Origin of the sequence: Curtobacterium sp. MCBA15_013 (assembly GCF_001865095.1) — a bacterium.
GTDB lineage: Bacteria > Actinomycetota > Actinomycetes > Actinomycetales > Microbacteriaceae > Curtobacterium.
On record NZ_MJGQ01000045.1, the window covers coordinates 300,573 to 323,124 of the forward strand.

General features: G+C 70.4%; 18 protein-coding genes. 10 read left to right on the top strand and 8 right to left on the bottom strand.

Annotation, left to right across the window (positions count from 1 at the left end):
* Positions 1–70 precede the first annotated feature (70 nt).
* The 3 genes from BIV01_RS15375 to BIV01_RS15385 all read left to right on the top strand — a co-directional run bounded on the left by BIV01_RS15375 (position 71) and on the right by BIV01_RS15385 (position 4,619).
* The gene (locus tag BIV01_RS15375) at positions 71–1,138 is read left to right on the top strand and encodes a DUF6177 family protein (protein WP_071303417.1); all 1,068 of its coding nucleotides are present in this window, start codon (positions 71–73) and stop codon (positions 1,136–1,138) included.
* A complete protein-coding gene (locus BIV01_RS15380) occupies positions 1,128–1,475 on the top strand; it encodes a hypothetical protein (protein ID WP_070417120.1) in 348 nt (115 codons plus the stop codon). Before BIV01_RS15375 ends, BIV01_RS15380 begins: the two co-directional genes overlap by 11 nt.
* A gap of 210 nt (positions 1,476–1,685) precedes the next feature.
* Entirely contained in the window at positions 1,686–4,619 is a 2,934-nt protein-coding gene (locus BIV01_RS15385; protein WP_071303418.1) for an Ig-like domain repeat protein, read from the top strand.
* A gap of 69 nt (positions 4,620–4,688) precedes the next feature.
* Here the strand turns inward: BIV01_RS15385 and BIV01_RS15390 are convergent, their stop codons facing one another.
* Both BIV01_RS15390 and BIV01_RS15395 read right to left on the bottom strand, forming a co-directional pair.
* Positions 4,689–6,734 carry a cytochrome c oxidase assembly protein gene (locus BIV01_RS15390; protein ID WP_070417118.1) on the bottom strand — a complete coding sequence of 682 codons (2,046 nt, stop codon included), beginning with the start codon at positions 6,732–6,734 and terminating at the stop codon, positions 4,689–4,691.
* An 82-nt stretch (positions 6,735–6,816) separates the two neighbouring features.
* Positions 6,817–7,908 carry a GNAT family N-acetyltransferase gene (locus BIV01_RS15395; protein ID WP_071303419.1) on the bottom strand — a complete coding sequence of 364 codons (1,092 nt, stop codon included), beginning with the start codon at positions 7,906–7,908 and terminating at the stop codon, positions 6,817–6,819.
* An 88-nt stretch (positions 7,909–7,996) separates the two neighbouring features.
* Here BIV01_RS15395 and dcd point away from each other — a divergent pair, with 88 nt between their 5' ends.
* The gene (gene dcd, locus BIV01_RS15400; protein ID WP_070417116.1) at positions 7,997–8,584 is read left to right on the top strand and encodes a dCTP deaminase; all 588 of its coding nucleotides are present in this window, start codon (positions 7,997–7,999) and stop codon (positions 8,582–8,584) included.
* Positions 8,585–8,609: 25 nt separating this feature from the next.
* Here the strand turns inward: dcd and BIV01_RS15405 are convergent, their stop codons facing one another.
* Positions 8,610–9,164, bottom strand: coding sequence for a hypothetical protein (locus BIV01_RS15405; protein ID WP_139199446.1), 555 nt, complete (start codon positions 9,162–9,164; stop codon positions 8,610–8,612).
* Positions 9,165–9,358: 194 nt separating this feature from the next.
* Entirely contained in the window at positions 9,359–10,516 is a 1,158-nt protein-coding gene (locus BIV01_RS15410; protein ID WP_139199448.1) for a hypothetical protein, read from the bottom strand.
* On the opposite strand from BIV01_RS15410, the gene BIV01_RS15415 reads away from it, so the two are divergent.
* Together BIV01_RS15415 and BIV01_RS15420 are read left to right on the top strand one after the other, a co-directional pair.
* Entirely contained in the window at positions 10,515–11,030 is a 516-nt protein-coding gene (locus BIV01_RS15415; protein ID WP_083403123.1) for an XRE family transcriptional regulator, read from the top strand. The two genes, BIV01_RS15410 and BIV01_RS15415, sit on opposite strands and share 2 nt — an antisense overlap.
* Positions 11,027–11,404, top strand: a complete 378-nt coding sequence (locus tag BIV01_RS15420) for a HepT-like ribonuclease domain-containing protein (RefSeq protein WP_070417114.1) — start codon at positions 11,027–11,029, stop codon at positions 11,402–11,404. Before BIV01_RS15415 ends, BIV01_RS15420 begins: the two co-directional genes overlap by 4 nt.
* Before the next feature lie 122 nt (positions 11,405–11,526).
* On the opposite strand, the gene BIV01_RS15425 is transcribed toward BIV01_RS15420, so the two are convergent.
* The 4 genes from BIV01_RS15425 to BIV01_RS15440 form a co-directional block, all read right to left on the bottom strand.
* Positions 11,527–12,633 carry a substrate-binding domain-containing protein gene (locus tag BIV01_RS15425; RefSeq protein WP_070417113.1) on the bottom strand — a complete coding sequence of 369 codons (1,107 nt, stop codon included), beginning with the start codon at positions 12,631–12,633 and terminating at the stop codon, positions 11,527–11,529.
* Between the two features lie 78 nt (positions 12,634–12,711).
* Positions 12,712–14,004, bottom strand: a complete 1,293-nt coding sequence (gene mmsB, locus BIV01_RS15430; protein WP_070417112.1) for a multiple monosaccharide ABC transporter permease — start codon at positions 14,002–14,004, stop codon at positions 12,712–12,714.
* The gene (gene mmsA, locus BIV01_RS15435) at positions 14,001–15,524 is read right to left on the bottom strand and encodes a multiple monosaccharide ABC transporter ATP-binding protein (RefSeq protein WP_175473765.1); all 1,524 of its coding nucleotides are present in this window, start codon (positions 15,522–15,524) and stop codon (positions 14,001–14,003) included. Before mmsA ends, mmsB begins: the two co-directional genes overlap by 4 nt.
* A 536-nt stretch (positions 15,525–16,060) precedes the next feature.
* The gene (locus tag BIV01_RS15440; protein WP_070417111.1) at positions 16,061–17,083 is read right to left on the bottom strand and encodes a LacI family DNA-binding transcriptional regulator; all 1,023 of its coding nucleotides are present in this window, start codon (positions 17,081–17,083) and stop codon (positions 16,061–16,063) included.
* A gap of 309 nt (positions 17,084–17,392) precedes the next feature.
* Here BIV01_RS15440 and BIV01_RS15445 point away from each other — a divergent pair, with 309 nt between their 5' ends.
* The 4 genes from BIV01_RS15445 (at position 17,393) to BIV01_RS15460 (ending at position 22,530) form a co-directional block, all read left to right on the top strand.
* Positions 17,393–18,673: an MFS transporter gene (locus BIV01_RS15445; RefSeq protein WP_175473752.1), complete on the top strand. Its 1,281-nt coding sequence runs from the start codon at positions 17,393–17,395 to the stop codon at positions 18,671–18,673.
* A gap of 26 nt (positions 18,674–18,699) precedes the next feature.
* A complete protein-coding gene (locus tag BIV01_RS15450; RefSeq protein WP_071303423.1) occupies positions 18,700–19,476 on the top strand; it encodes an SDR family NAD(P)-dependent oxidoreductase in 777 nt (258 codons plus the stop codon).
* 97 nt (positions 19,477–19,573) lie between these two features.
* Positions 19,574–21,106 (top strand): FAD-binding oxidoreductase, encoded by a 1,533-nt coding sequence (locus BIV01_RS15455; protein WP_083414075.1) that lies wholly within the window; start codon positions 19,574–19,576, stop codon positions 21,104–21,106.
* The gene (locus tag BIV01_RS15460) at positions 21,103–22,530 is read left to right on the top strand and encodes an FGGY-family carbohydrate kinase (protein WP_071303424.1); all 1,428 of its coding nucleotides are present in this window, start codon (positions 21,103–21,105) and stop codon (positions 22,528–22,530) included. Before BIV01_RS15455 ends, BIV01_RS15460 begins: the two co-directional genes overlap by 4 nt.
* The last annotated feature ends 22 nt before the right edge of the window (positions 22,531–22,552 follow it).

Here is a 22,552-nt window from a genome sequence, read left to right on the forward strand (position 1 = left end):
CGGACAGGTGTCGCCCCCGTGTGTACCGTCCAGGTGGATCGAGCGACCCGCGAACCCGAGGAGGACCCGGATGGTCAGACATCCCCTCATCGACGACGTGGTCGGCCCCGCGATCGTGGTCGACTCGGCCTCGCCGGTGGTGTGGCTGACCGAGGCGCTCGCCTCCCTGCTCCGTCGGGCATCCGAGTCCGGACGCTTCGTCGTCCTCCGCACCGGGCCCGGCTCCGCGCTCACACCGGCGCTCCGGCACGCCCTCGGCGCGTACGGGGCCGCGTGGGCCGTCACCGATCCCGACGGCACGCTCCGCGACGGACGGACCGGCGTCGCAGCCTCCCGCATCGAGGACTTCGTGCACCGCGGCCCCGAGCTCGTCGGCACGCCCTCGCCGGAACACCCCGTCGCACGCGACTCGGTCCGGCAGATCAGCATCGACCTCACGCTGCGCCACCACGCCGAACGCGCGATCGACATCGGGTCCGCGATCGAGGCCCTCTGCGAGACGGTCGGCACCTGCCCGACGCGCTGGGGCACCGCCGAACCGCTCACCGTGCCGTGGGACCGCTGGGTCGTCACGCAGTACGCCAAGCACGAGGCCCCGGCGGTGTCGACGTCGTACGCCGTGGGCGAGGGCTTCTCGGCGACGATGACCGCGCACCTGCTCGACGGCGTGGTCGTCGAGACGATGTCCGCCGTGCTCTCGATCCCCGAGGACGGCGCCGACCAGACGCTCGCGCCGCGGCTCCTCGACGCCGTGCACCGCGTCGCCGAGGACGTCGAACCCGTCTTCGGTGTGGTGATGCAGCGTCGTGGTGACGCCGACCACCTCGTCCGTGCCGTCTCGCACGGCGAACCCGCTCCGCTGGCGGTCGTGGTCGGACCCGAGGCGACCGAGTTCCTCGACCGGGACGGCGTGTGGCCCCCGCCGCGCACGACCACCTCGACGTTCGGCGGCGGCGGTCTCGTCGTGCGCTTCGACGACGGCTGGGAAGCGCTCGAGGCGTTCCTCGACCGCATCGACGAGGACCGGTTCCTGCAGCTCGTCGGTGGTGCCCCGCTCGACCCGGCGCACGACGAGGGCACGCTGGACGGCCACGTCGGGGACGGTTCGCACGTGTTCGGCGGTCACCGTGCCCCGTGACGTCACCCTGCTCTGCCGCGGGCCGGTGGAGACGCGCGACGTCGCCGAGGCGCTGCTCCTGCACGACGAGTCCTGGGGTGTCCGGGCGCTCGACGACGGCCCGATGATGCAGGTCTGCCGGGACGCCACGCACCCGGTGATCACCGTGCTCGCGGTGCGGCGCGTGGACGCCCTCGACGAGGTCGAACGGATCCTGCCGGACGCCCCGACGCTGTCGACGCCGCTGTGGTGGGTGGACACCGTGACGCCCGAGGGGGCGGACGGCGAGTCCGGGATCTCCGCCGCGCTCGAGGCCGCGATGGACCTCGACGCGGTCTGCATCGTCCACGGCGACTGAGCACCGACCGCCTCTGCGGCCACCCGGAGTGGGGCCAGTACGAGCGCTCGACGCGACTCACGGGCCCGGGCGTGTCCCCAGTTGTGGTGCGAACGGTCGTTTCGAGACCCGCGGGTACCCGATCCGGCCCTACGGTGTGAGGACCCGAGCCGACGAGCCGGGCGCGCACGCTCCTCGTCGGCACCGCTCTTCTCACTGAACAGGGCTCCAGTGCGTACACAACCACAGAAGCGTGCCGTCGCGCGCGCTCGCAGCATCCTCTCCGGCGTCGTCGTCGCCGGCCTCGCCGGTCTCGCGCTCGTGGGGGCGGGTGCGTCCACCGCGTCCGCCGCCGCTCCCGCGCAGACCACGTTCGTGAACGAGGGGTTCACGACCGGTTCGGTCGGCGACGGCTACCTCCTGCCGTCCACGCAGTCCGGCGCGGCGAACGAGGCGTGCCTCACCGCGGCCCCGGCCTCCGGCACCAGCAACGACGGCAGCATCCCGACCTGCACCACGGACGGCAAGGGCATCGCCTCCGGTTCGGTCCGTGACGCGAGCGGCAACGGGGCGCTCCGCCTGACGACCGCGCAGGGCGACAAGGCCGGCGGCGTCGGCTCCCGCCAGTCGGTCCCGATCACCAAGGGCATCGACGCCGTCTTCGACAGCTACCAGTACAACGGCAACGGCGCGGACGGGATCGTCTTCTACCTCGCCGCGACCGACCCGTACAACCCCGAGGTCCCCGAGAAGATCGGGTACCTCGGCGGCTCGCTGGGCTACAGCGCGAGCATCACCGACAGCCAGAACGCGTCCATCGGCACGAAGGCGTCGGGGCTCTCCCACGCCTACCTCGGCGTCGGCCTCGACCGGTTCGGCAACTTCTCGAACAAGGCGTTCGGCGGCTCGGGCTGCACCGCGGACGCGTCCGCTGCCGCCTACGCGAACAACGTCACGGTCCGGGGCCCCGGCAACGGCCTGAACGGCTACTGCATCGTCTCGACGACCGCGGGCACCCCGCTCGCGGGCAACGGCACGCTCAGCCGAACCGGGGTGACCGACCGCACCACCGCGAAGGTCCCCGTCGAGATCGTCATCAACCCGACGACCTCGACCCTGCGCGCGCAGGGCACCGGGAACACGGACGTGTCGGTCGATCCGGGCACGTTCAAGGTCGTCTTCACGTCGAGCGGTGGGACCCGGCAGGTCCTGGCCGGCGCGCTCCCCACGCTGAAGGGCGGCAGCAACGTCGCGGGCGTGCCGTCCTCGTGGGTCGACCAGACCACCGGGTACCCGTACAAGCTCACCTACGGATGGGTCGCGGGCACCGGTGGATCGAACGACGTGCACGAGGTCAACGCACTCAAGACCACGACCGTCGCCGGTCCGGTGCCGGTACTGACCGCCCAGACGGGAGGCGCGGCGAAGGTCGCGCACGCCGGCTCGGGCACGTACACCCTCACCCCCACCGTGTCGGCCGACGGTGGCTCGGAAGCGCAGCTCGTGCGCACCACCACCACCTTCCCGACGGGTGTCACGCCCGACGTCGCCACGGCGAGCGGCGACGGCTGGAGCTGCACCGCCGCCGGTCAGGTCGTCACGTGCGACCAGGCCGCGGCGGACCGCACGCCGGGTACCGTCCTGCCGACGCTGACGATCCCGTACACGGTGTCCGGCGCCGCCCGCACCGCCACCGTCTCGACCGTCGTCGCCTCCACCGACGCCGAGGCCGTGACCGTCACCCGTGCCGTCGAGGTCCAGCCGCAGTCGAGCACCGTCTCGGTCGGTGCGGCCGCAGCGGTCGTCGGCGACCGCGCCACCCTGACGGCGAGCGTCGCCTCCGGGGAGTCCGACGGGGCGACCACGCCGACCGGGTCCGTCGTGTTCACGGACACCGAGTCCGGCGCCGTGCTCTGCACCGCGACGCTCGCCTCCGGAGCCGCGTCCTGCGACGTCCCGACCTCGACGGTCGGCACCCGCGGGATCACCGCGACCTACCAGGGTGACGCCGACCACGCCTCGGCCACGGGTGACGGCTCGCTCGTCGTCTCGAAGGTCCCGACCGCGATCACCGTGACGTCGACGCCGGCGTCCACGACGTACGGCACGACCGTGACCCTCGCGGTCGACGGCCTCGACGCCGTCGACGGCGACCGGCCCGCACCGACCGGGACCGTCGAGTTCCGCGCCGGCGGGAAGGTCCTCTGCACGGCGACCCTGCCGGCCACGAGCTGCGACGTCTCCGGGCTCGCCGCCGGGACGCACTCGGTGACCGCGGTCTACTCGGGCGACGGTCGGTACGAGGGCTCCACGGCCGTGGCGGTCGACCTCACCGTCCGGAAGGCCGCGACCACCATCACGCCGGGCACGTCCGACCCGACGGACCCGAGTGGACCGTCCGACCCGTCCGGCCCCGGCACCGACACGACGGTGACCGCGACGCACGGCGAGACCACCACGCTCGGGAGCCCGAACGTGCCGAAGGACGCCACCGGGACGATCGACTACGTCACCGACGACGGCACCGTGCTCTGCACCGCGACCCTGCCCGACACGACCTGCGACGTCCCCGCCGACCTCGCGGGTGGCACCTACCGCGTGCACGCCCGGTACAGCGGTGACGACAACTACGAGCCGGCCGAGGGCGACCCCTTCGACCTGGTCGTGACCGCGCAGCCGACCGAGCTGGTCGGCTCGACCGACACGACCCGCGCGGTCGTCGGCACCACGGTCCGCCTCAGTGCGTCCGGCCTGCCGACCGGCGCGACCGGCACGGTGACCTTCACCGCGGCGGACGGGACCGTCCTGTGCACGGCGACGCTCCCCGAGACGAGCTGCGAGACCGACGCGCTGCCCGTCGGGACGAACACCGTGACGGTGTCCTACAGCGGGGACGCGTCCTTCGCGGCGTCGACCACCACGATCGAGGTCGTCGTCGTCGCCGCACCCGCCACGGTCACCCCGGCAGCGGACCCGACCGCCGACCCGACCGCAGCGGCGACCCCGTCGCACGCGCCGGTCGGGTCGAGCACCGGTGCGCTCGCGTTCACCGGGTCGCCGCTCGCGATGGGCACGGGCATCGGCCTCGCGGCCGCACTGCTCCTCGGCGGCCTGGTGCTGCTGATGGTCCGCCGGACCCGCGCTGCCCGGGACGCCTCGGAGTAGCAAGCAGGTCGGGCAGACCCACCGGACCGCGCACCGTGCGACCTCGCACGGTGCGCGGTCCTGTTCCCGTCAGTCGCGGTCGTGCATCGCGGCGAGGCGCTCGTTGTACGCCTTGAGGTCCGCGTCCCCGTCCCGCTCCGCCTTGCGGTCGAGGCGCTTCGCGTCACGGGTGTCCGACCTGACCCAGTTGCGCACGACGAGCAGCGCGACGAACACCATCGGCAGCTCGGACGCACCCCACGCGATCCCGCCGCCGGTGTGCTGGTCGGCCAGGAGTGCGGCGTCGTTCGTCTGCCCGAGCGCGTGGAACCAGTCGATCGCGAAGACCGACTCCGACGTCATCACCGCGACCCCGAAGAACGCGTGGAACGCCAGGGTCGCGAGCAGGGCGATGATGAGGATCGGGTACTGCGGTCGCTTCGGGCCCGGGTCGACGCCGACGAACACCCAGAAGAACAGGTACCCGCTGAACACGAAGTGCACGATCATCGCCACGTGCCACTCGTGCGACTGCATGGCGTACTCGTACGCGGGCGTGAAGTAGAACACGACGAGGGACCCGGCGAAGATCACCCCGGCGACGGCCGGCTTCGCGAGGAACTGCATGTACCGCGAGTGCGTGAAGAGCATGAGCCACTCACGCGCCCCACGCGAGCCGTCGTTCCGCACCGGCAGGGTCCGCAGCGCGAGCAGCACCGGCCCGCCGAGCACGAGCGGCAGCGGCACGAACATCATCAGCAGCATGTGCTGGAGCATGTGCGACGAGAAGTGGATCATCCCGTAGACCGCCGGCCCCGCCGAGGTCGTCCAGATGAACAGCGCGCACCCGAGCAGCCATGCGATCGTGCGTCCGACGGGCCACTTGTCGCCGCGCTTCCGGAGCTTCCGGACGGCGAGCAGGTACCAGCCGGCCCCGACGACCGCGAGCGCCAGCCACACCCAGTCGATGTGCCACTGGGTCAGGTAGGTCTGCACGGTCTGTGCGGGCGGGTACGGGAACCCGATGAGTCCGGAGCGGGTGTCGTCCCCGGTCTCCGGCGTCTGCGGGATCGGCGGCTGCGAGCGGGAGACGGCGACGGAGACCCCGATGGCGATCGCCATGAACACGATCTCGGCGAGGGCGAACCGCACGAACACCCGGCGGTCGAGGGGCGCGCGGAGGAGCCCCGGCACGAGCCGCCGCCGCTGGACGACCCCGGCGAGCCCGAGCAGCACGAGGATGGCGGCCTTGACGGTGATGAGCCACCCGTAGGTCGTCGTGAACAGGTCGAGCGGGCCGGTCAGGCGGAGCGACGCGTTCACGATGCCCGAGAACGCGACCGCGGCGAACGCCCACCCCGCGAGCGTCGAGTACCGCGACACGACCCGCCCGGTGGCGCCCTTCGTCCGGGTGCGCAGGACGAGCACGGCGACGAGGCCACCGGCCCAGACGCAGACGGCGACGAGGTGGACCGCGAGCGAGTTCACCGCGTTGGCGTGCTCGAGCGACCCGGCAGCGTGCCCGGACAGGGCGAGCGGCAGCAGCGCGAACAGCCCGGCGACCGTCGCCACCGCGAGCGTCGTCACCCGGGTGGCGAACGCGGCGACCACGGTCGCGACGAGGATCGCCACGGCCGACACCACGAGCGCCTGCCCGATCTCGACCTGGAACGCGAAGAGGGTGAAGTTCCGCGCGAACACCGGGTTCGTCAGCGGGACGCCGAGGGTGTTCGCCCCCGTCAGCACGATGCTCACCACGGCCGCGAGGAACCACACCGAACCCGTCGCGGCCGCCCAGCGCGCGGCGCGGTGCTGCACGCTCGACATCGCCCGGTGGTCCTTCTTCTGCGCCGGGAGCGCGAACGCCGCGACGACGAGCAGGCCGATCGTCAGCGCCGCCATGGTGTCGTGCACCACGCGCGCGACGGGCAGCCCGTACTCGACGAGGTCGCCGGCGGACACCAGTTGCTGGTTCGCGGTGAAGGCGCCGGTGAGCGTCATCCCGAGGATCGAGCACGCCACCGCGAGCGGGACGGCGACGACGAGGACCGTCGCGACGGTGGACGTGCGCGCGGTGACGGGCGCCGATTCCGGCGCCGCGCCTCCTGGCTGGGTTTCGGGTGACGTGACGGTCATGACCGTCCAATCGTAGGCGTGTGGGCCTGGAGGCGCGGCGTGCGTCGCGCGCACCGGCTGCGGCCCGCCTCAGGTCACGACGTCAGACGCGGCGCTCCCAGATGCCCTCGCTCCCGACGCCCACGAACCCGACCGCTTCGTTGACGTCGAGCATCGGGCGGTTCTCCTCGGCGTTGAACGTGATGATCGAGGGTCGCCCCGGGAAGTCCTGCTCGACGCGTTCGATCCCGGCCACCTTGAGCAGCCATCCGAGCCGGTGCCCGCGGTGCTCCCGCAGCACGAGGGTGTCGCCCTGCATGACCGGCTGGTGCACCGCGTCCGGCACCGCCAGCTGCGTGAAACCGGCCAAGGTGGTCGTCGGGAGGTGTTCGACCGCGACCGTGACCATCGTGCGCGGCGAGCGTTGCAGCTGCGCCTCGTGCTCCTGCAGGCGCTCGCGCGTCCAGACGTCCTCCGGCTCCTCCATGTCACCCTCGGGAGCGTCGGTGCTCATCCGGGTCTCGAGCAGCGCGATGCCGTCGAGCCACTGCTCCGGCGTCGGCCCGGCCCACGCGTGCACCCGGTAGTCGGGTCCGGCGGCGGCCGCTGCCCGGTCGTGGAGCTCGCGCACCACGGAGTGGTCGGCCGGCAGCGCCAGGCGACTGATCCGGTTGACCTGTCCGAATCGCCAGCCGCGCCCGGTGAGGAACCGTGCGCCGGCTTCGTCCTCGGGCACGGCGCCGTGGCCGGTGGGCGGGACGAGGTACCCCGGTCCGGACGTCGGTCCGACCTGCCGTGACACCGCGTACGTCTTCCACTGGGTGCGACCGTCGTCGCGGGCGATGCCCTCGAGGTGCTCGGCCAGCAGCGTGCCGATGCCCCGCCGCTGGTGGTCCGGCGCAACGGCGACCGCGATCCAGCAGTTCGGGGTCCCCGGTGCCTGCTTGGTGTCGTAGGAGCCGGCCGCCACGACGTCGCCGTCGGGATCGCGCACGACGAAGAGGCGGCTCGGTGCCTCGGGGTCGAGCAGGTACGGCAGCTGTTCCTCGGGCGTCCAGAGGATCTCGGGCAACCCGGTGACGGCGACCTCGGCTGCGTTCTGCACGCGGACCCAGTCGCGGAAGGCCTGCACCGTCGCGGCGTCGTCGTCCATGGTGGCGGGCACGTCGAGTTCGTGCACGGTGTACGCGGTCATGTCGGTTCCTCCTGGCCGTGTGACGCCGCCCGACGCTGGGCAGCCTCGCAGCTTACCGGTGCCGTTCCGCTGCCGCTAGGCTCGTCGCGTGCTGCTCTCCGACCGCGACATCACCGCCCAGCTGGCCGAGGGCCGGATCGGCCTCGACCCGTACGACGCCTCGCTCGTCCAGCCGTCGAGCATCGACGTCCGGCTCGACAAGTTCTTCCGGTTGTTCGACAACCACAAGTACCCGCACATCGACCCGGCGGTCGACCAGCCCGATCTCACCCGGCTGGTCGAGACCGACCCGGACGAGGCGTTCGTCCTGCACCCGGGGGAGTTCGTGCTCGGCTCGACGTACGAGGTCGTCACGCTGCCCGACGACATCGCGGCACGGCTCGAGGGCAAGAGCTCGCTCGGGCGCCTCGGGCTCCTGACCCACTCCACGGCGGGCTTCATCGACCCGGGCTTCTCCGGGCACGTCACCCTCGAGCTCTCGAACGTGGCGACCCTGCCGATCAAGCTCTGGCCGGGCATGAAGATCGGCCAGCTCTGCTTCTTCCAGCTGTCGAGCCCCGCCGACAAGCCGTACGGCTCCGCCGAGTACCAGTCGCGGTACCAGGGGCAGCGCGGTCCGACGCCGTCCCGCTCGGCGCAGAACTTCCTGCGGACGGACGTCTCCCGCCGCTCCTGACCGGCACCCGGGTGGACGTCGGACGTCAGACCACCGCGATGTACTCCCTGATCAGCGCGACGAAGCGTGGCCCGGCGATCCCGGAGTCCGCGAATCGTGCATCGGCCGGCCTGATGCTCCGGAGGGTTCGTGCGGTGTCCAGCCGGCGCCCGCTCACCGGTTCGGTGTCGAGGGCCCACCCGCCGACGGCGTCGGCACCGTGTGCATGACGGATCTCCAGCAGGTGCCCGAGGTCTGCGAGGTCCTTCGTGGAGCGGCGCGAAGCCCAGGCGTACGTCTTGAGGATCGTCGCCATCTCGACGGTCGGGACCCGGACCACGAAGCGCTCTTCGCGACCGTGGGTGTCGACCACGGTCGTGTCGACCTCGATCGGGTCCTGTGCGAGGACGACGTCGAGGCCGGGACTCGCGTCGAAGTGCCGCCCGCCGAGGTGCCGTGGGCGAAAGCGTCCGTCGAGCGACTCCACGAGCAGGTCGATCGTTCGGCCGTCCCGCTCGAACCGGTTTCCGGCGGTTGCCCGGTACCCGTCGGCGAGCAGCCTGTCGACCACGTCACCGCGGGCCGCGATCTCAGTGCTCACGCCCGCGTCAGCGTCGACGGTCCGCCGCGCCGCGAGTCCGTCGACCGGGAACGCTGTCAGGAGCAGTCCGACCATGTGGCCTCCGACGATGCGCGCGGCGCTGCGATCGGCGATCGCGCGTACTGCGTCACCGAGCGAGGCGAAAGCGAGTTCGTCGGCGACCGAGGTGCACGGGACCACCACGCTCACACGGATCACCGTTCGTCCCGCCCGTCGAGCGTGACGCGGCGCAGTGCCAAGACCGCGTCGTCGCGGTCGGGACCCCGGGAGTTGGCGACCTCCCAAGCCGTGACCAGCGGATCCGTGAGCGTCGGTGCGCCGTGCGGGTCCCAGGCTCGAGCGGTCGCGAAGACGGTGGGATCTGCGGGGACGACCACCGCGAGCGTCTCGTCACCGGGTGGTGCCGTGGTGAAGCGTGCCGCGAGGTCGAGGTCGGCCTCGCTGTAGAGGACCGCGACGACCGGGCGACGAACCGGCGCGAGGGTGTCGGCGGCCGAGTCGCCGGAGACGAGCACCGGACGTGACTCGGAGCGCGCTGCCTCGACTGCCCGCTGCCGCTGGAGGTCGAGCGCGGCCACGCTCGTCCAGCGTCGGCGTACCCCCGACGGGCCCGGGTACGTCGACAGGAACTCGTCCCACAGTGCTGAGGCATCACGACCGACCCATCCTCCGGCCGTTCGCTCCACGCCGAGGCTGTGCAACGCGGGCAGGGCGAGCGCGATCGCCTGCTGGGTGACGCCCGTCTCGCTCGCGAGTTCGGACTGTGTTCGCGGAGCGCCGGTGCGCACGAGCGCTCGCATCAGCGCGAACCGTCCCCAGGGCGTGCGGCCGCGTGAGCCACGCACCGGGGCCGGAACGGGCGTCCGCGACCACTCGGTGCCGTCGATCAGTACGGCACCTTGGTCGACGGCCGCGACGATCACCCGCGGGTCAGCGAGCGCGATCGCGCGGAGGGAGGCGGTCGATCGTGGAACGACGTACAGCAGCGCTTCAGCCGCCATCGCGCCTCGGCCGAGAGTGCCCAGCTCACGCATCACGCGCGCCGGGGTCGGAGGGGTGTCGAGCGCCCGGATGAGCACGTGGCGGAGTCCCTGCCGAGACGTCAGAGTGGCGGTCCGTGACGAGGTCGCACGGACGGAGAGGTCCAGGTCGGGCACAACTGTCTCGAGCAACTCGAGGCCTCGCACGACGTCCATGGCGTGATCGTACAAGCAAAGCGGACGTCGAATGGAAAAACTTGTATTCGGCATAACGCGGCCCGCGATATCGCCCGTCGCAATCTTCTGGACGCGGCACTCCGAACCGCAGGATGTGCGTAAAGAAATGTCGCATTCTGTGTATCGTGGCCGCATGTCCGCAGTACTCCCACGACCCGCGCCGCCAGTGTCGGCAGCCGGGCTCATCCGGGACGCTCGCCTCCGCGCCGAACTCACCCAGGTGCAGCTCGCCGACCGCGCCGGCGTCACGCAGAGCGTCATCAGCACCTACGAGAACGGACGCCGCGAGCCGTCCCTCGCCGCACTGCAGCGGCTCCTGCTCGCAGCGGGGTTCACGGCCGCGATCGACCTGCACCCCGTCGAGGAACCGCCGCCCCTCCGCGAACGGGTGATGGCCGCACGGCGGGAACTCGTCGCGATCGTGCAGCGCCTCGGTGGCCGCAACCCCCGGCTCTTCGGCAGCGTGGCCCGGGGCGAGGACGGCCCGGCGAGCGACGTCGACCTGATGGTGGACCTCGATCCCGGGCTCGGCATCTTCGCGCTCATGCGGATCCAGGACGAGGCGGAGCAGCTCCTCGGCGTGCGGGTGGACGTGGTGGACGCCGCCGGCATGGGCGCCGACGCCGTCCGGGACGCGGTGCCACTGTGAGCCGCGACGTCGGGGACCGGCTCGACGACGTGATCCGTGCGTGCGGGGTGATCCGTGCGTACGTCGACGACGACGCACTGCCGGAAGGCCTCGTGTACGACGCGGTCCGGATGCGACTGGTCGAGATCGGCGAGGCGGTCCGGATGCTCCCGAGCGCGGTGACGTCGACCGAGCCGAGCATCCCGTGGTCGCGGGTGTCGCTCCTCGGCGAACGCCTCACCCGGCGGTACTTCGACACGACGCCGGCCGTCGTCTTCGGGACGGCCCGGGTGGACGTGCCCTCGCTCTGCGAGGCGGTCCACCGCCTGCGCGCCGCGCACGCAGCGCGCGGTGACCGTCGGGGCGCGGCAGGGGCAGTGGACCTGACGCAGTGACGGACGGGAGGCGCGGGTCGGCCCCGGACCGCGCCTCCCGTCCGGCCGTGCCCCCGCCGAGAACGCGGGACGGCCCCGTCTCGCCGGAGCGAGACGGGGCCGTCGTCGTGTGATCGGGGAGATCAGCCCTTCTTGGCGAGTGCCTCGAGGGTGTCGTTGCCCTTGTAGGCCTCGACCGCGTTCTCCTTGGTCACGAGGACCGGGGTGAGCTCGATCGCCGGGACCGTCTTGACGCCGTTGTAGTTGTTCGTCTTGTCGATCTTGGTGTCGGGCTTGTTGCCCTTCGAGAGGTCGGACACCAGGTCGATGGCGGCCTGGGCCTCCTCGGTGGTGTTCTTGTAGATCGTCGAGTACTGCGTGCCCTGCATGATGAGCGGGATCGACGCGGTCTCCGAGTCCTGGCCGGTGACGACCGGGTTCGGCTTGCCGGCGGCCTTCGTCGCGGTCAGGATCGCACGGGCGAGGGTGTCGTTCGGCGACAGGACGCCGTCGAGCTTGGTGTCACCCGAGTAGTACTGCGACAGGAGGTCCGTCATGCGGGACTGGGCGTTCTGCGCGAGCCAGCCCTTGGTCTGGACCTTCTGGAAGGTCTCCTGGCCGGACGTGACCTTGACGGTGCCGTCCTTGATCTTCGGCTCGAGGACGTTCATCGCACCGTTGAAGAACACGGTGGCGTTCGCGTCGTCCGCCGAACCGGCGAAGAGCTCGATGTTGTAGGGGCCGTCACCCTTCTCGGCCTTGAGACCGTCGAGGAGTGCCTGCGCCTGCAGCTGGCCGACCTTGTAGTTGTTGAACGCCACGTAGTAGTCGACGTTCTTGGTGTTCAGGATGTTGCGGTCCCAGGCGATGACGGTGACGCCCTTCGCCTTGGCGGCCTTGACCTGCGAGCCGAGCTGCGAACCGTCGGCGGCACCGATGATGACGACCTTGGCGCCCTTGGTGACCATGCCCGAGATCTGCGACTGCTGGTCCGGGACGGGGTTGCCGGCGTTGGCGTACTGGATGTCGGCCTTGAAGCCGGCGTCCTCGATCGACTTCTCGAACGCGGCGCCCGCGAGCACCCAGTTCTGCGAGGTCTTGGCCGGCAGGGCGACACCGATGAGGTCGCCCTTCTTGATCTCGGTGCTCGAGCCCGAGTCCGAGCCGGAGGTGCCGCGAGCCGAGCAGCCGCTGAGGGCGAGGCCCGCGACGAGCGCCAGGCCGATGCCGGCGATGAGCTTCTTGCGCATGTGAGTGCTTTCTCTTCGTTGAGGGGTGGTGCTGTGGTGAGGGGTTCGAGCGCCCCGGGAGCCCGGGGCGCCACGTCTTTACTGGGTGTTGACCTTGTCCGGCTGGTCCTGGATGGACTGCGGCTGCTGGGCTGCCACCGTGTTCTGCTCGGTGTCCTTCTTCTGGAACTGCCGCATCATGCCGCCGATGAGTGACGGGCGGCCCTGGGACTTCGAGTAGACGTCGAAGGCGACCGCGACGAGGAGGACGAGACCACGGATGATCTGCACCTTGTTCGACTCGATGCCCATGAGCTGGAGGCCGTTCGACAGGAGCGCCATCACGAGGCCACCGATGATCGACCCGGAGATCGTGCCGATGCCACCCGCGACCGCGGCACCACCGACGAACACGGCGGCGATCGCGTCGAGCTCCCAGCCGGTGCCGTCAGCCGGACCCGAGGCGTTCGAGTAGCCGACGAACACCATGCCGGCGACCGCGGCGAGCACGGACATGTTCGCCATGACGAAGAAGTTGACCTTGCGGGCGCTGACACCGGAGAGCACCGCCGCGCTCGCGTTGCCGCCGACCGCGTAGACCTGGCGACCGAAGATCGTGTTCTTCGTGATGAAGCCGTAGATGATCGTGAGGACACCGAGGATGATCGCGACGATCGGGATCGAGGTACCGACGGGGCCGGCGCCGAACAGGTAGGTCGCGACGAGCGTGACGGCGACGAGGACGCCCGTGCGGACGATCGACACCCACAGCGGCGGGACCTCGGCCTGCATCTTCTTGCGGCGGGAGCGGCCGCGGGCCTCGATGACGATCAGGGCGATGATCGTGGCCAGACCGATGAGCAGCGTGCCGTTCGAGTACCCGAAGTCCGGGCCGAAGTCGCCGAGGTAGCCGGCGCCGATGGCGTTGTACGAGTCCGGGGTCGGCACCGAGGTCGACTGGCCGATGATCTGGTTCGCACCGCGGAAGATGAGCTGCCCGGCGAGCGTCACGATGAACGCGGGGACCCGGACGAACGCCACCCAGAAGCCCTGCCAGGCACCGACGAGGGCGCCGACGGCCAGGCCGAGGATGATCGCGGCCCATGCCGGCCAGTGCCACACGGACATCGACTGCGCGACGATGATGCCGACGAACGCCGCGACCGAACCGACCGACAGGTCGATGTGGCCGGCGATGATCACCATCACCATCCCCAACGCGAGGATGAGGATGTAGGAGTACTGCAGGAACAGGTTGATGACGTTCGTCGGCTCGAGGATCAGGCCCTTGGTCGTGATCGAGAAGAAGATCACGATCGCGATCAACGCGATGATCATGCCGTACTGGCCGATGCTGTTGCCCTTGCCGAACAGCAGTTTCAGGTTCTTCATGAGACGAGAGCGCCCTTCCGCGCGGAGGTCATGCTGCGCATGAGCGTTTCTGGATCGGCCTGTTCCGAGGGGATGTCGGCCGTGATCTGGCCCTCGAAGATCGTGTAGATCCGGTCGGAGAGGCCGAGGAGTTCGGGGAGCTCGGAGGAGATGAGGATGATGCCCTTCCCCTCGGCTGCGAGCTGCTGGATGATGCCGTAGATCTCGAACTTGGCGCCCACGTCGATGCCGCGGGTCGGTTCGTCGAGGATGAGGATGTCCGGGTCGGTGAACATCCACTTCGACAGGACGACCTTCTGCTGGTTGCCGCCGGAGAGCTTGCCGACGTTCTCCTCGACGGTCGGCACCTTCGTGCGGAGCAGCTTCCGGTACTTCTCGGCGACGTTGTACTCCTCGAGGGAGTCCACGACGCCGGCCTTCGAGATCTTCTGCAGGTCGGCCGCGACGGTGGATCGCTTGACCGTGTCGAGCAGGTTGAGGCCGAGCGCCTTGCGGTCCTCGGAGACGTAGCCGATGCCGTGCTCGATCGCCTGCTGGACGTTGGTGACCTTGATCTCCTCGCCGTCCTTGATGATCTGCCCGCCGAGCCACGTGCCGTAGGAGCGGCCGAAGATGCTCATCGCGAGCTCGGTGCGGCCGGCGCCCATCAGACCCGCGAAGCCGACGATCTCGCCGCGCTTGACGTGGAAGTTCGAGCCCTTGCAGACCAGCCGCGAGGAGTCGAGCGGGTGCTGGACGGTCCAGTCGCGGACCTCGAAGAACGTCTCACCGATCTTCGGGGTGCGGTCCGGGAAGCGGCTCTCGAGCGACCGGCCGACCATGCCGCGGATGATGCGGTCCTCGTTGACGCCGTCGCCCTTGACGTTCAGCGTCTCGATGGTCTTGCCGTCGCGGATGATCGTGATCTCGTCGGCGATCTGCTCGATCTCGTTCAGCTTGTGGCTGATGATGATGCTCGAGATGCCCTTGGCCTTCAGCCCGACGATGAGGTCGAGGAGGTGCTGCGAGTCGTTCTCGTTGAGCGCCGCGGTCGGCTCGTCGAGGATGAGGAGCTTGACGTCCTTGTGCAGGGCCTTGGCGATCTCGACGAGCTGCTGCTTGCCGACGCCGATGTTCTTGATCTGCGTGTCCGGGTCGTCGGCGAGGCCGACGCGGGCGAGCAGGTCCTGTGCACGGAGCTGGGCGCTCGTCCAGTCGATGACGCCGAACTTGCCCGGCTCGTTGCCGAGGAACAGGTTCTCGGTGATCGAGAGCTCCGGGATCAGCGCGAGCTCCTGGTGGATGATCACGATGCCGGACTGCTCGGACTGCTTGATGTCCTTGAACCGGACCTCTTCGCCCTCGAAGACGATCTCGCCGTCGTAGGTGCCGTACGGGTAGACGCCGGACAGGACCTTCATGAGGGTCGACTTGCCGGCGCCGTTCTCGCCGCAGATCGCGTGGATCTCGCCGGCACGGACGCTGAGCGAGACGTCGGACAGCGCCTTCACACCAGGGAACTCCTTGGTGATCGAGCGCATCTCGAGGATCGTCTCGGGTGCGGTGATCGACCGGGTCTCGAGGCCGGTGTCGATCGGGGTTGACGCCACGGTGCATCTCCTTCTGCCGCTGCGATGCGGCAGTCCTTCGGGTGGTTCTGCGAGCGGCGACGAAGGGCACAGGAGGCCTGTGTGGACTTCGTTGTCGCGTCCGGAGTCCCGCGTCGTGACGGTCATGTGACCGTTCACATCGGCGGAACGGAGGTAATACTACGCACGCGATCGGCGCGCCTGTCAATTCGGTTTGGTCGCGTTTGTGTAACGGGCCGCGTGATCTGGCGGAACCGGGCACCGCACGTCCCCCGCGTTGGGGTACCCGGGTGGGTCGATGACGGCCTGGAGGCGCGGGTCGGCGCCGCCCCGCGCCTCCCGTCCGCGCACGCCCGCGCCCACCCCGCGGGGCCGCGCCCGCCCCGCTTCGTGAGCAGAAATGGTCGGGTCGCGTTGCCCGACCCGACCATTTCTGCTCACGAAGGGCGGCACGGCGCGGCACGCCGCGGCGCGCGCCCGCGCGGCGCTCAGCGCTTGCGCGGGGCGCCCGTGGAGCCGCGCACCACGAGCTGGGGCACGATGTCGATCGGCCGCAGGACGGCATCGTCGTCGCCGGGCAGGAGCAGGTCCACGCACCGTCGGCCGAGTTCGGCGAAGTCCACCTGCACGGTCGTGAGCGGCGGCCAGAAGTGCTTCGCCTCGGGGATGTCGTCGTAACCGACCACCGACAGGTCCCCGGGGACGTCGAGGCCGTACGAGCGTGCGGCGTGCACCACCCCGAGCGCCATCGCGTCGTTCGAGCAGAAGATCGCGGTGCAGTCCCGCCAGCGCAGGAGCTCCCGGCCGGCGTGGTACCCGAAGTCGGCGGACCAGTCGCCCAGGATCGGCGGGACGACGGGCATGTCGCGGTCGGACATCTCGCGCAGGAAGCCCTGCATCCGGGCGTCCGCCTCGATCCAGTCCTGCGGTCCGGCGATGTGCCGGACGTACTCGTGCCCGAGGTCGAGCAGGTGCGCCGTCGCGAGCCGGGCGCCCTCCATCTGGTCGACCCAGAGCGCGGTCGGGTCCTCGCCGACGCTCGAGCGCATCGTGACGTACGGCGTCCGGATCCCGAGCTCCTCGATGAGGTCGAACACCCGCTGCTGCGGCGCGATGACCACGATCCCCTCGACGTCCTGGTCGAGCAGGTGCCCGAGGCCGTCGCGGACGGCGGTGTCGGTCGGCTCGGCGATGTTCGCCGTCGTCACGGAGTACCCGCGGCTGACCGCGGCGTCCTCGATCGCCTGCATCGTCACGGCAGGCCCGTAGTGCGAGCGCTGCGCGGTGAGCACACCGATCGTCCGCGTCCGGCTGGTGACCAGCGCCCGTGCGGCACGGTTCGGCCGGTACTGCAGCTGCTCCATCGCCGCGAGGACACGGTCGCGGGTCTCGGCCCGGATCGCGTCCGAGTTGTTGAGCACCCGAGACACCGTCTGGTGGGACACACCGGCAACCCGCGCGACGTCGCGGATGCTGGGCGACCGCGGTTGCTGTGCCCGCGTCGACGCCATTGCTACTCGTTTCCTGCCCGGGGCCGTGGCACGCCCATGTGCACGTTCACATTCCGAGCCAGATCATTATGCACGCCTCCGGCATCCACGCCACCTGAGTTGTCGTTTCCCGATCCGGTGGGGTACGGTTCACGTCGTATCCGGCATATCGCCCGTACCGGAACGCACAACTGCAGATCGGCCGTCCGCCCGAGGACGGCAGTCGCTCCAGACCTCAGAGAACAGCGACACCCGCAGCGCACCAGCGCTGGGGTGTCGCTGTTCTCTTTTTTGCGTCCACCGAACCCCATCCACCACGAAGGAGTGGTCTTGACCAAGGCCCGCAGACTGACGAGCTTCATCGTCCTGTCGATGACCGGCGGCGTGATCTTCCAGGTCGCCTACATCCGGTTCGTGTTCCTCGCGGACACCGCGCACGCGCTCGACCTCACCATCCAGCGCTACGGCGAGATCACGTCGGTCTTCGGCGCCGTCGCCGTGCTCATGTACTTCTGCGGCGGCTGGTTCGCCGACCGTTTCTCGCCGAAGGCGCTCATCGTGATCGCGCTCGCGGGGATGGGGATCGTCGACCTCTGGCTGTCGACGGTGCCCGGTGAGACCGGCATCGTGGTCGCCCACGTGCTCATGGCCGTCCTCGGCATGGGGCTGTACTGGTCGTCGCTCGTGAAGCTCGTCTCGATGCTCGGGACCGCCGACGAGCAGGGCAAGCTCTTCGGCTGGCTCGAGGGCGTCCGCGGCGTCACGTCGACCGTCGTGGGCTTCGTCGGCGCCGCCATCGTCGCCGCCGCGATCGCCGAGACGGGCGGGGTCCTCTGGGTGATGCGCATCTACGGCGTGCTCTGCCTGGTGTTCGCCGTGCTCGTCCTGGTCGTGGTCCGCACCGATCGGGACGCCCTCGGGCAGGTCGGACGGCAGGCCGTGTCGCTCCGGGAGCTCGGGGCCGCCGCCCGCAACAAGTACACCTGGCTCATCGGCTTCTCGATCATGGCGATGTACTGCTTCTACACGCTGCTCGGCTACCTCACGCCGCTGCTGCAGGACGGCTTCGCGGTGCCCGTCGTGCTCCTCGGGGCGATCGGCGTCGTCCGCACGTACGTGTTCCAGATCGTCGGCGGCCCGGTCGGCGGCGTGCTCGTCGACCGGTGGACGAAGTCGTCGCCGGCGTTCCTCCGGTGGGCGTTCGTGGTCGCGGCGATCAGCGCCGTCGGCTTCCTGCTCCTGCCGCACGACCCCGCCCTCGTGTGGATCGCCGTCGTGCTCATGATCGTGATTTGCCTCGCGGTGTTCACCTCGCGCGGCATCTACTGGGCGCAGGTCGGCGAGGTCGAGGTCCCGCTCGCCCAGCGCGGCGGCGTGATCGGGCTCGCCTCGGGCATCGCCTACCTGCCGGACGCCTTCCTCCCCGCCCTCGGCGCGTGGTGGGTCGGCGACCCGGCGAACGGCGTGCCCTCGCAGGGCGGCGGCTACACGACCATGTTCGCCGTCCTCCTCGCTGCCGCCGTCCTCGGCTTCCTGCTCACCACCCTCACCATGCGCGTCCGTGCACGCGAACTGCGGAACCGCCCGGCGCCCGACGTCGTCGTCGCCTGACCCACCTCGAAAGGACCCCTCACCCCATGGACATCCGCGACTTCTCGATGGACCTGTTCTCGCTCGCCGGCAAGCGTGCGATCGTCACCGGCGGCAACTCGGGCCTCGGCCAGGCGTTCTCGCTCGCCCTCGCCACGGCCGGCGCCGACGTGTTCGTGCCGAGCGTGGTCGACGACGACGGCACGACCCGGGCGCTCGTCGAGGGCGAGGGACGCCGGTACGAGTTCCTCGAGGTCGACCTCACCGCCGCCGACGCCCCGACGCGCATCGTCGACGCGTGCACGGAGCGGCTCGGCGGGGTCGACGTGCTCGTCAACTCGGCGGGCATCTGCCTGCTCGACGACGTCGAGGCGTTCGACCGCGCGAAGTGGGACCCGATGATCGCCGTGAACCTCACCGCGCCGTTCGCCCTCGGGCACGCCGTCGCGAAGCACTTCGTCGCGCAGGGCTCGGGCAAGATCATCAACATCGCGTCGCTGTTCGCGTTCCTCGGCGGACAGTGGTCGCCCGCGTACGCCGCGACCAAGCACGGGATCGTCGGCTTCACGAAGGCGTACTGCGACGAGCTGGCGCAGCACAACGTGCAGGTGAACGCGATCGCGCCCGGGTACTTCGCCACGAAGATCACCGAGCAGACCCGGTCGGACCCGGAGACGAACCAGCGCGTGCTCGACCACATCCCGGCCGGGCGCTGGGGCGACGTCGCCGACCTCATGGGCGCGACGGTCTTCCTCGCCTCGCGCGCATCCGACTACGTGAACGGCCACACCCTCACCGTCGACGGCGGGTACCTCGTCCGCTGACGACGGACAGGAGGCGCGTGACGGCGCCGCCACGCGCCTCCTGGGCACAGACCACCAGACCAGAGCAACGAAACACACCAACGAAGGGCTCACCACCATGATCGACTCGATCGCCACCCTCGACCGGGCCGAGATCCTGCAGCGTCTCGCCGGCATCGTCCGCCCCGAACAGATCGACACGGACGAGCAGCACCTCAAGGACGCCAGCGTCGACCGGTTCAAGAAGTACCAGTCCGTGCACGGCATCCACGACGCCCCGACCCCCGTCGCGATCGTCAACGCCGAGTCCACCGAGGACGTCGCCGCGATCCTGGCGTTCGCGGACGACAACCTCGTCAACATCGTCCCGCGCACCGGTCGCACCGGTACCGAGGGCGGCCTCGAGACGAGCGTCGTCGACACGATCGTGCTCGACTGCTCGCGGATGGACGCCGTCCTGAAGATCGACCCGGAGAACATGCAGGTCACGGTGCAGGCCGGTGTGCCGCTCCAGCGCCTCGAGGACGAGCTCCGCCTGCAGGGCCTCACCACCGGCCACTCGCCGCAGTCGAAGCCGCTCGCCCAGTACGGCGGCCTCGTCGCGACCCGCTCGATCGGGCAGTTCTCCACCCTGTACGGCGCGATCGAGGACATGGTCGTCGGGCTCGAGGCCGTGTTCCCCGGCGGGAAGGTCCGTCGCATCAAGGCCGTCCCGCGCCGCTCGGCCGGCCCGGACATCCGCCACGTGGTCATCGGCAACGAGGGTGCCCTCTGCGTCATCACCGAGGTCACCGTCAAGCTCTTCACGTACCAGCCCGAGAACAACGAGTTCCACGGCGCGCTCGTCGACGACATGCGGACGGGCATCGCGATCCTGCGCGAGGTCATCACGAACGGCTTCCACCCCTCGGTCGTGCGGCTGTACTCGCCGGAGGACGCCAACCAGCACTTCTCGCACTTCTCGAAGGACAAGTGCGTGGTGGTCTTCGTCGCCGAGGGCCCCGCCGGCATCGTCCGTGCGACCTCGGAGGAGATCCAGCGCGTCCTCGCCCAGCACCCGCACGAGCAGGTCGACCCCGCGCTCATCGAGGCGTGGTTCGACAACCTCAACTGGGGCCAGGACAAGATCGACGCCGAGAAGGCCGTCATGCTGCGCGACGGGCAGCTCGGCTACACGACCGAGGTCTCGGCGGACTGGTCGGCCGTCGGCGACGTGTACGACGCGGTCATGCGCCGCATCCGCGAGGAGTACCCGTTCGCCGGTGACCTGACGATGCTCGGCGGCCACTCGTCGCACAGCTACCAGACCGGCACGAACATGTACTTCGTGTACGACTACCGCATCGACTGCTCGCCGGAGGAGGAGATCGAGAAGTACCACATCCCCCTCAACGCGATCATCGTCGAGGAGGCGCTGCGCCACGGTGGCTCGATGGTCCACCACCACGGTGTCGGCAAGTACCGCACCCCCTGGGTCGAGGAGGAGCACGGCTCGGCGTTCGCGATCATGCAGGGACTCAAGGCGCAGTTCGACCCGAAGGGCATCATGAACAAGGGCACGATCTTCCCGGAGCCGGGCGCGATCCAGCCGGCCGCGGCCGACCCCGACACCACGTTCGGTCGCGCGACGAGCGGGCGCACCGGCGCATGACCAGGTACCTCGTCGGCATCGACAACGGCTCGCAGTCGTCGAAGGTCACGGTCTTCGACGAGCGGGGCGGGGTCGTCGCCGAGGGGCGTGTGCCGCTGCGGCCGAACCACACGCCGGCACCTGGAGTGGTCGAGCACCCGGACGACGACCTCTGGGACTCGATCGCGGCGGCGTGCCGGATCGCGATGGAGGCGTTCCCGGGCGACCCGTCCGAGATCGTCGGCGTGGGTCTCTGCACGATCCGGTTCTGCCGGGCGGTGCTCCGCGCCGACGGGTCGCTCGCCCATCCGGTCCTGAGCTGGATGGACGCCCGCGTCGGCGCTCCCTTCGTCGCCGAGCAGGACGACGTGGCGTACGTCACGACGTCCTCCGGGTACGTCACGCACCGGCTCACCGGCGCCTTCCGGGACACCGCGGCGAACTACCAGGGCGTCTGGCCGATCGATACCGACACCTGGCGGTGGAGCGAGGACGAAGCGGCGTATGCCGCGACCGGCATGCGACGCGACCAGCTGGTCGAGCTCGTCGCGCCGGGCGAGGTCCTCGGCACCGTCACGGCCGAGGCCGCGGCGGCCACGGGCCTCCCGGTCGGCCTGCCCGTGGTCGCGACGGCCAACGACAAGGCCGTGGAGGCCCTCGGCTGCGGACTCCTCGACCCGACGACGCTCCTCGTGTCGCTCGGCACGTACATCGCGGGCATGTCGGTCGGCGAGCGGAACATCGACGGGGCGTCGGACTTCTGGACGAACTTCGGCTCGGAGCCGGGCCGCTACCTCTACGAGTCCGGCGGCATCCGTCGCGGCATGTGGACCGTGAGCTGGTTCCGCGACCTGCTCGGGCCGGACTTCGCGGCAGCGGCCGACGCGGCGGGCGAGCGCGCCGAGGACCGACTGGGCCGCGAGGCCGCCGACGTCCCCGCGGGCTCGGACGGGCTGCTGACCGTCCTGGACTGGCTCGCGCCGGCCGACGCGACGTTCCGGAAGGGCTCGATCCTCGGGTTCGACGGACGGCAGGGCCGGGCGCACGTGTACCGGTCGATCCTCGAGGGCATCGCGATGACGATGCGCGACCGCGGGGATGCCATGGCCGCCGAGCTCGGGACGGCGTACCGCCGGGTGGTCGTCTCCGGCGGTGGCTCGTCGTCCGACCTGATGATGCAGATCATGTCGGACGTGTTCCAGGCGCCGACCATCCGTGTGGTGGGCGACAGTGCTGCGGGGCGCGGGGCGGCGATCTGCGCGGCGGTCGCGACCGGGGTGCACCCGTCGTTCGAGGCTGCGGCCGCGGCGATGGTCGTCGAGCGGGACCGGTTCACGCCGGACCTGTCGGCCGCGGCGGTGTACGACGCGCTGCGTGCCGTGCACGCGGACGTGACGGCGCACACCGACGAGGTCTACCGGCGGACGGCGGCCATCGTCGGCTGACGGGTGCGACGCGACCGCTCGG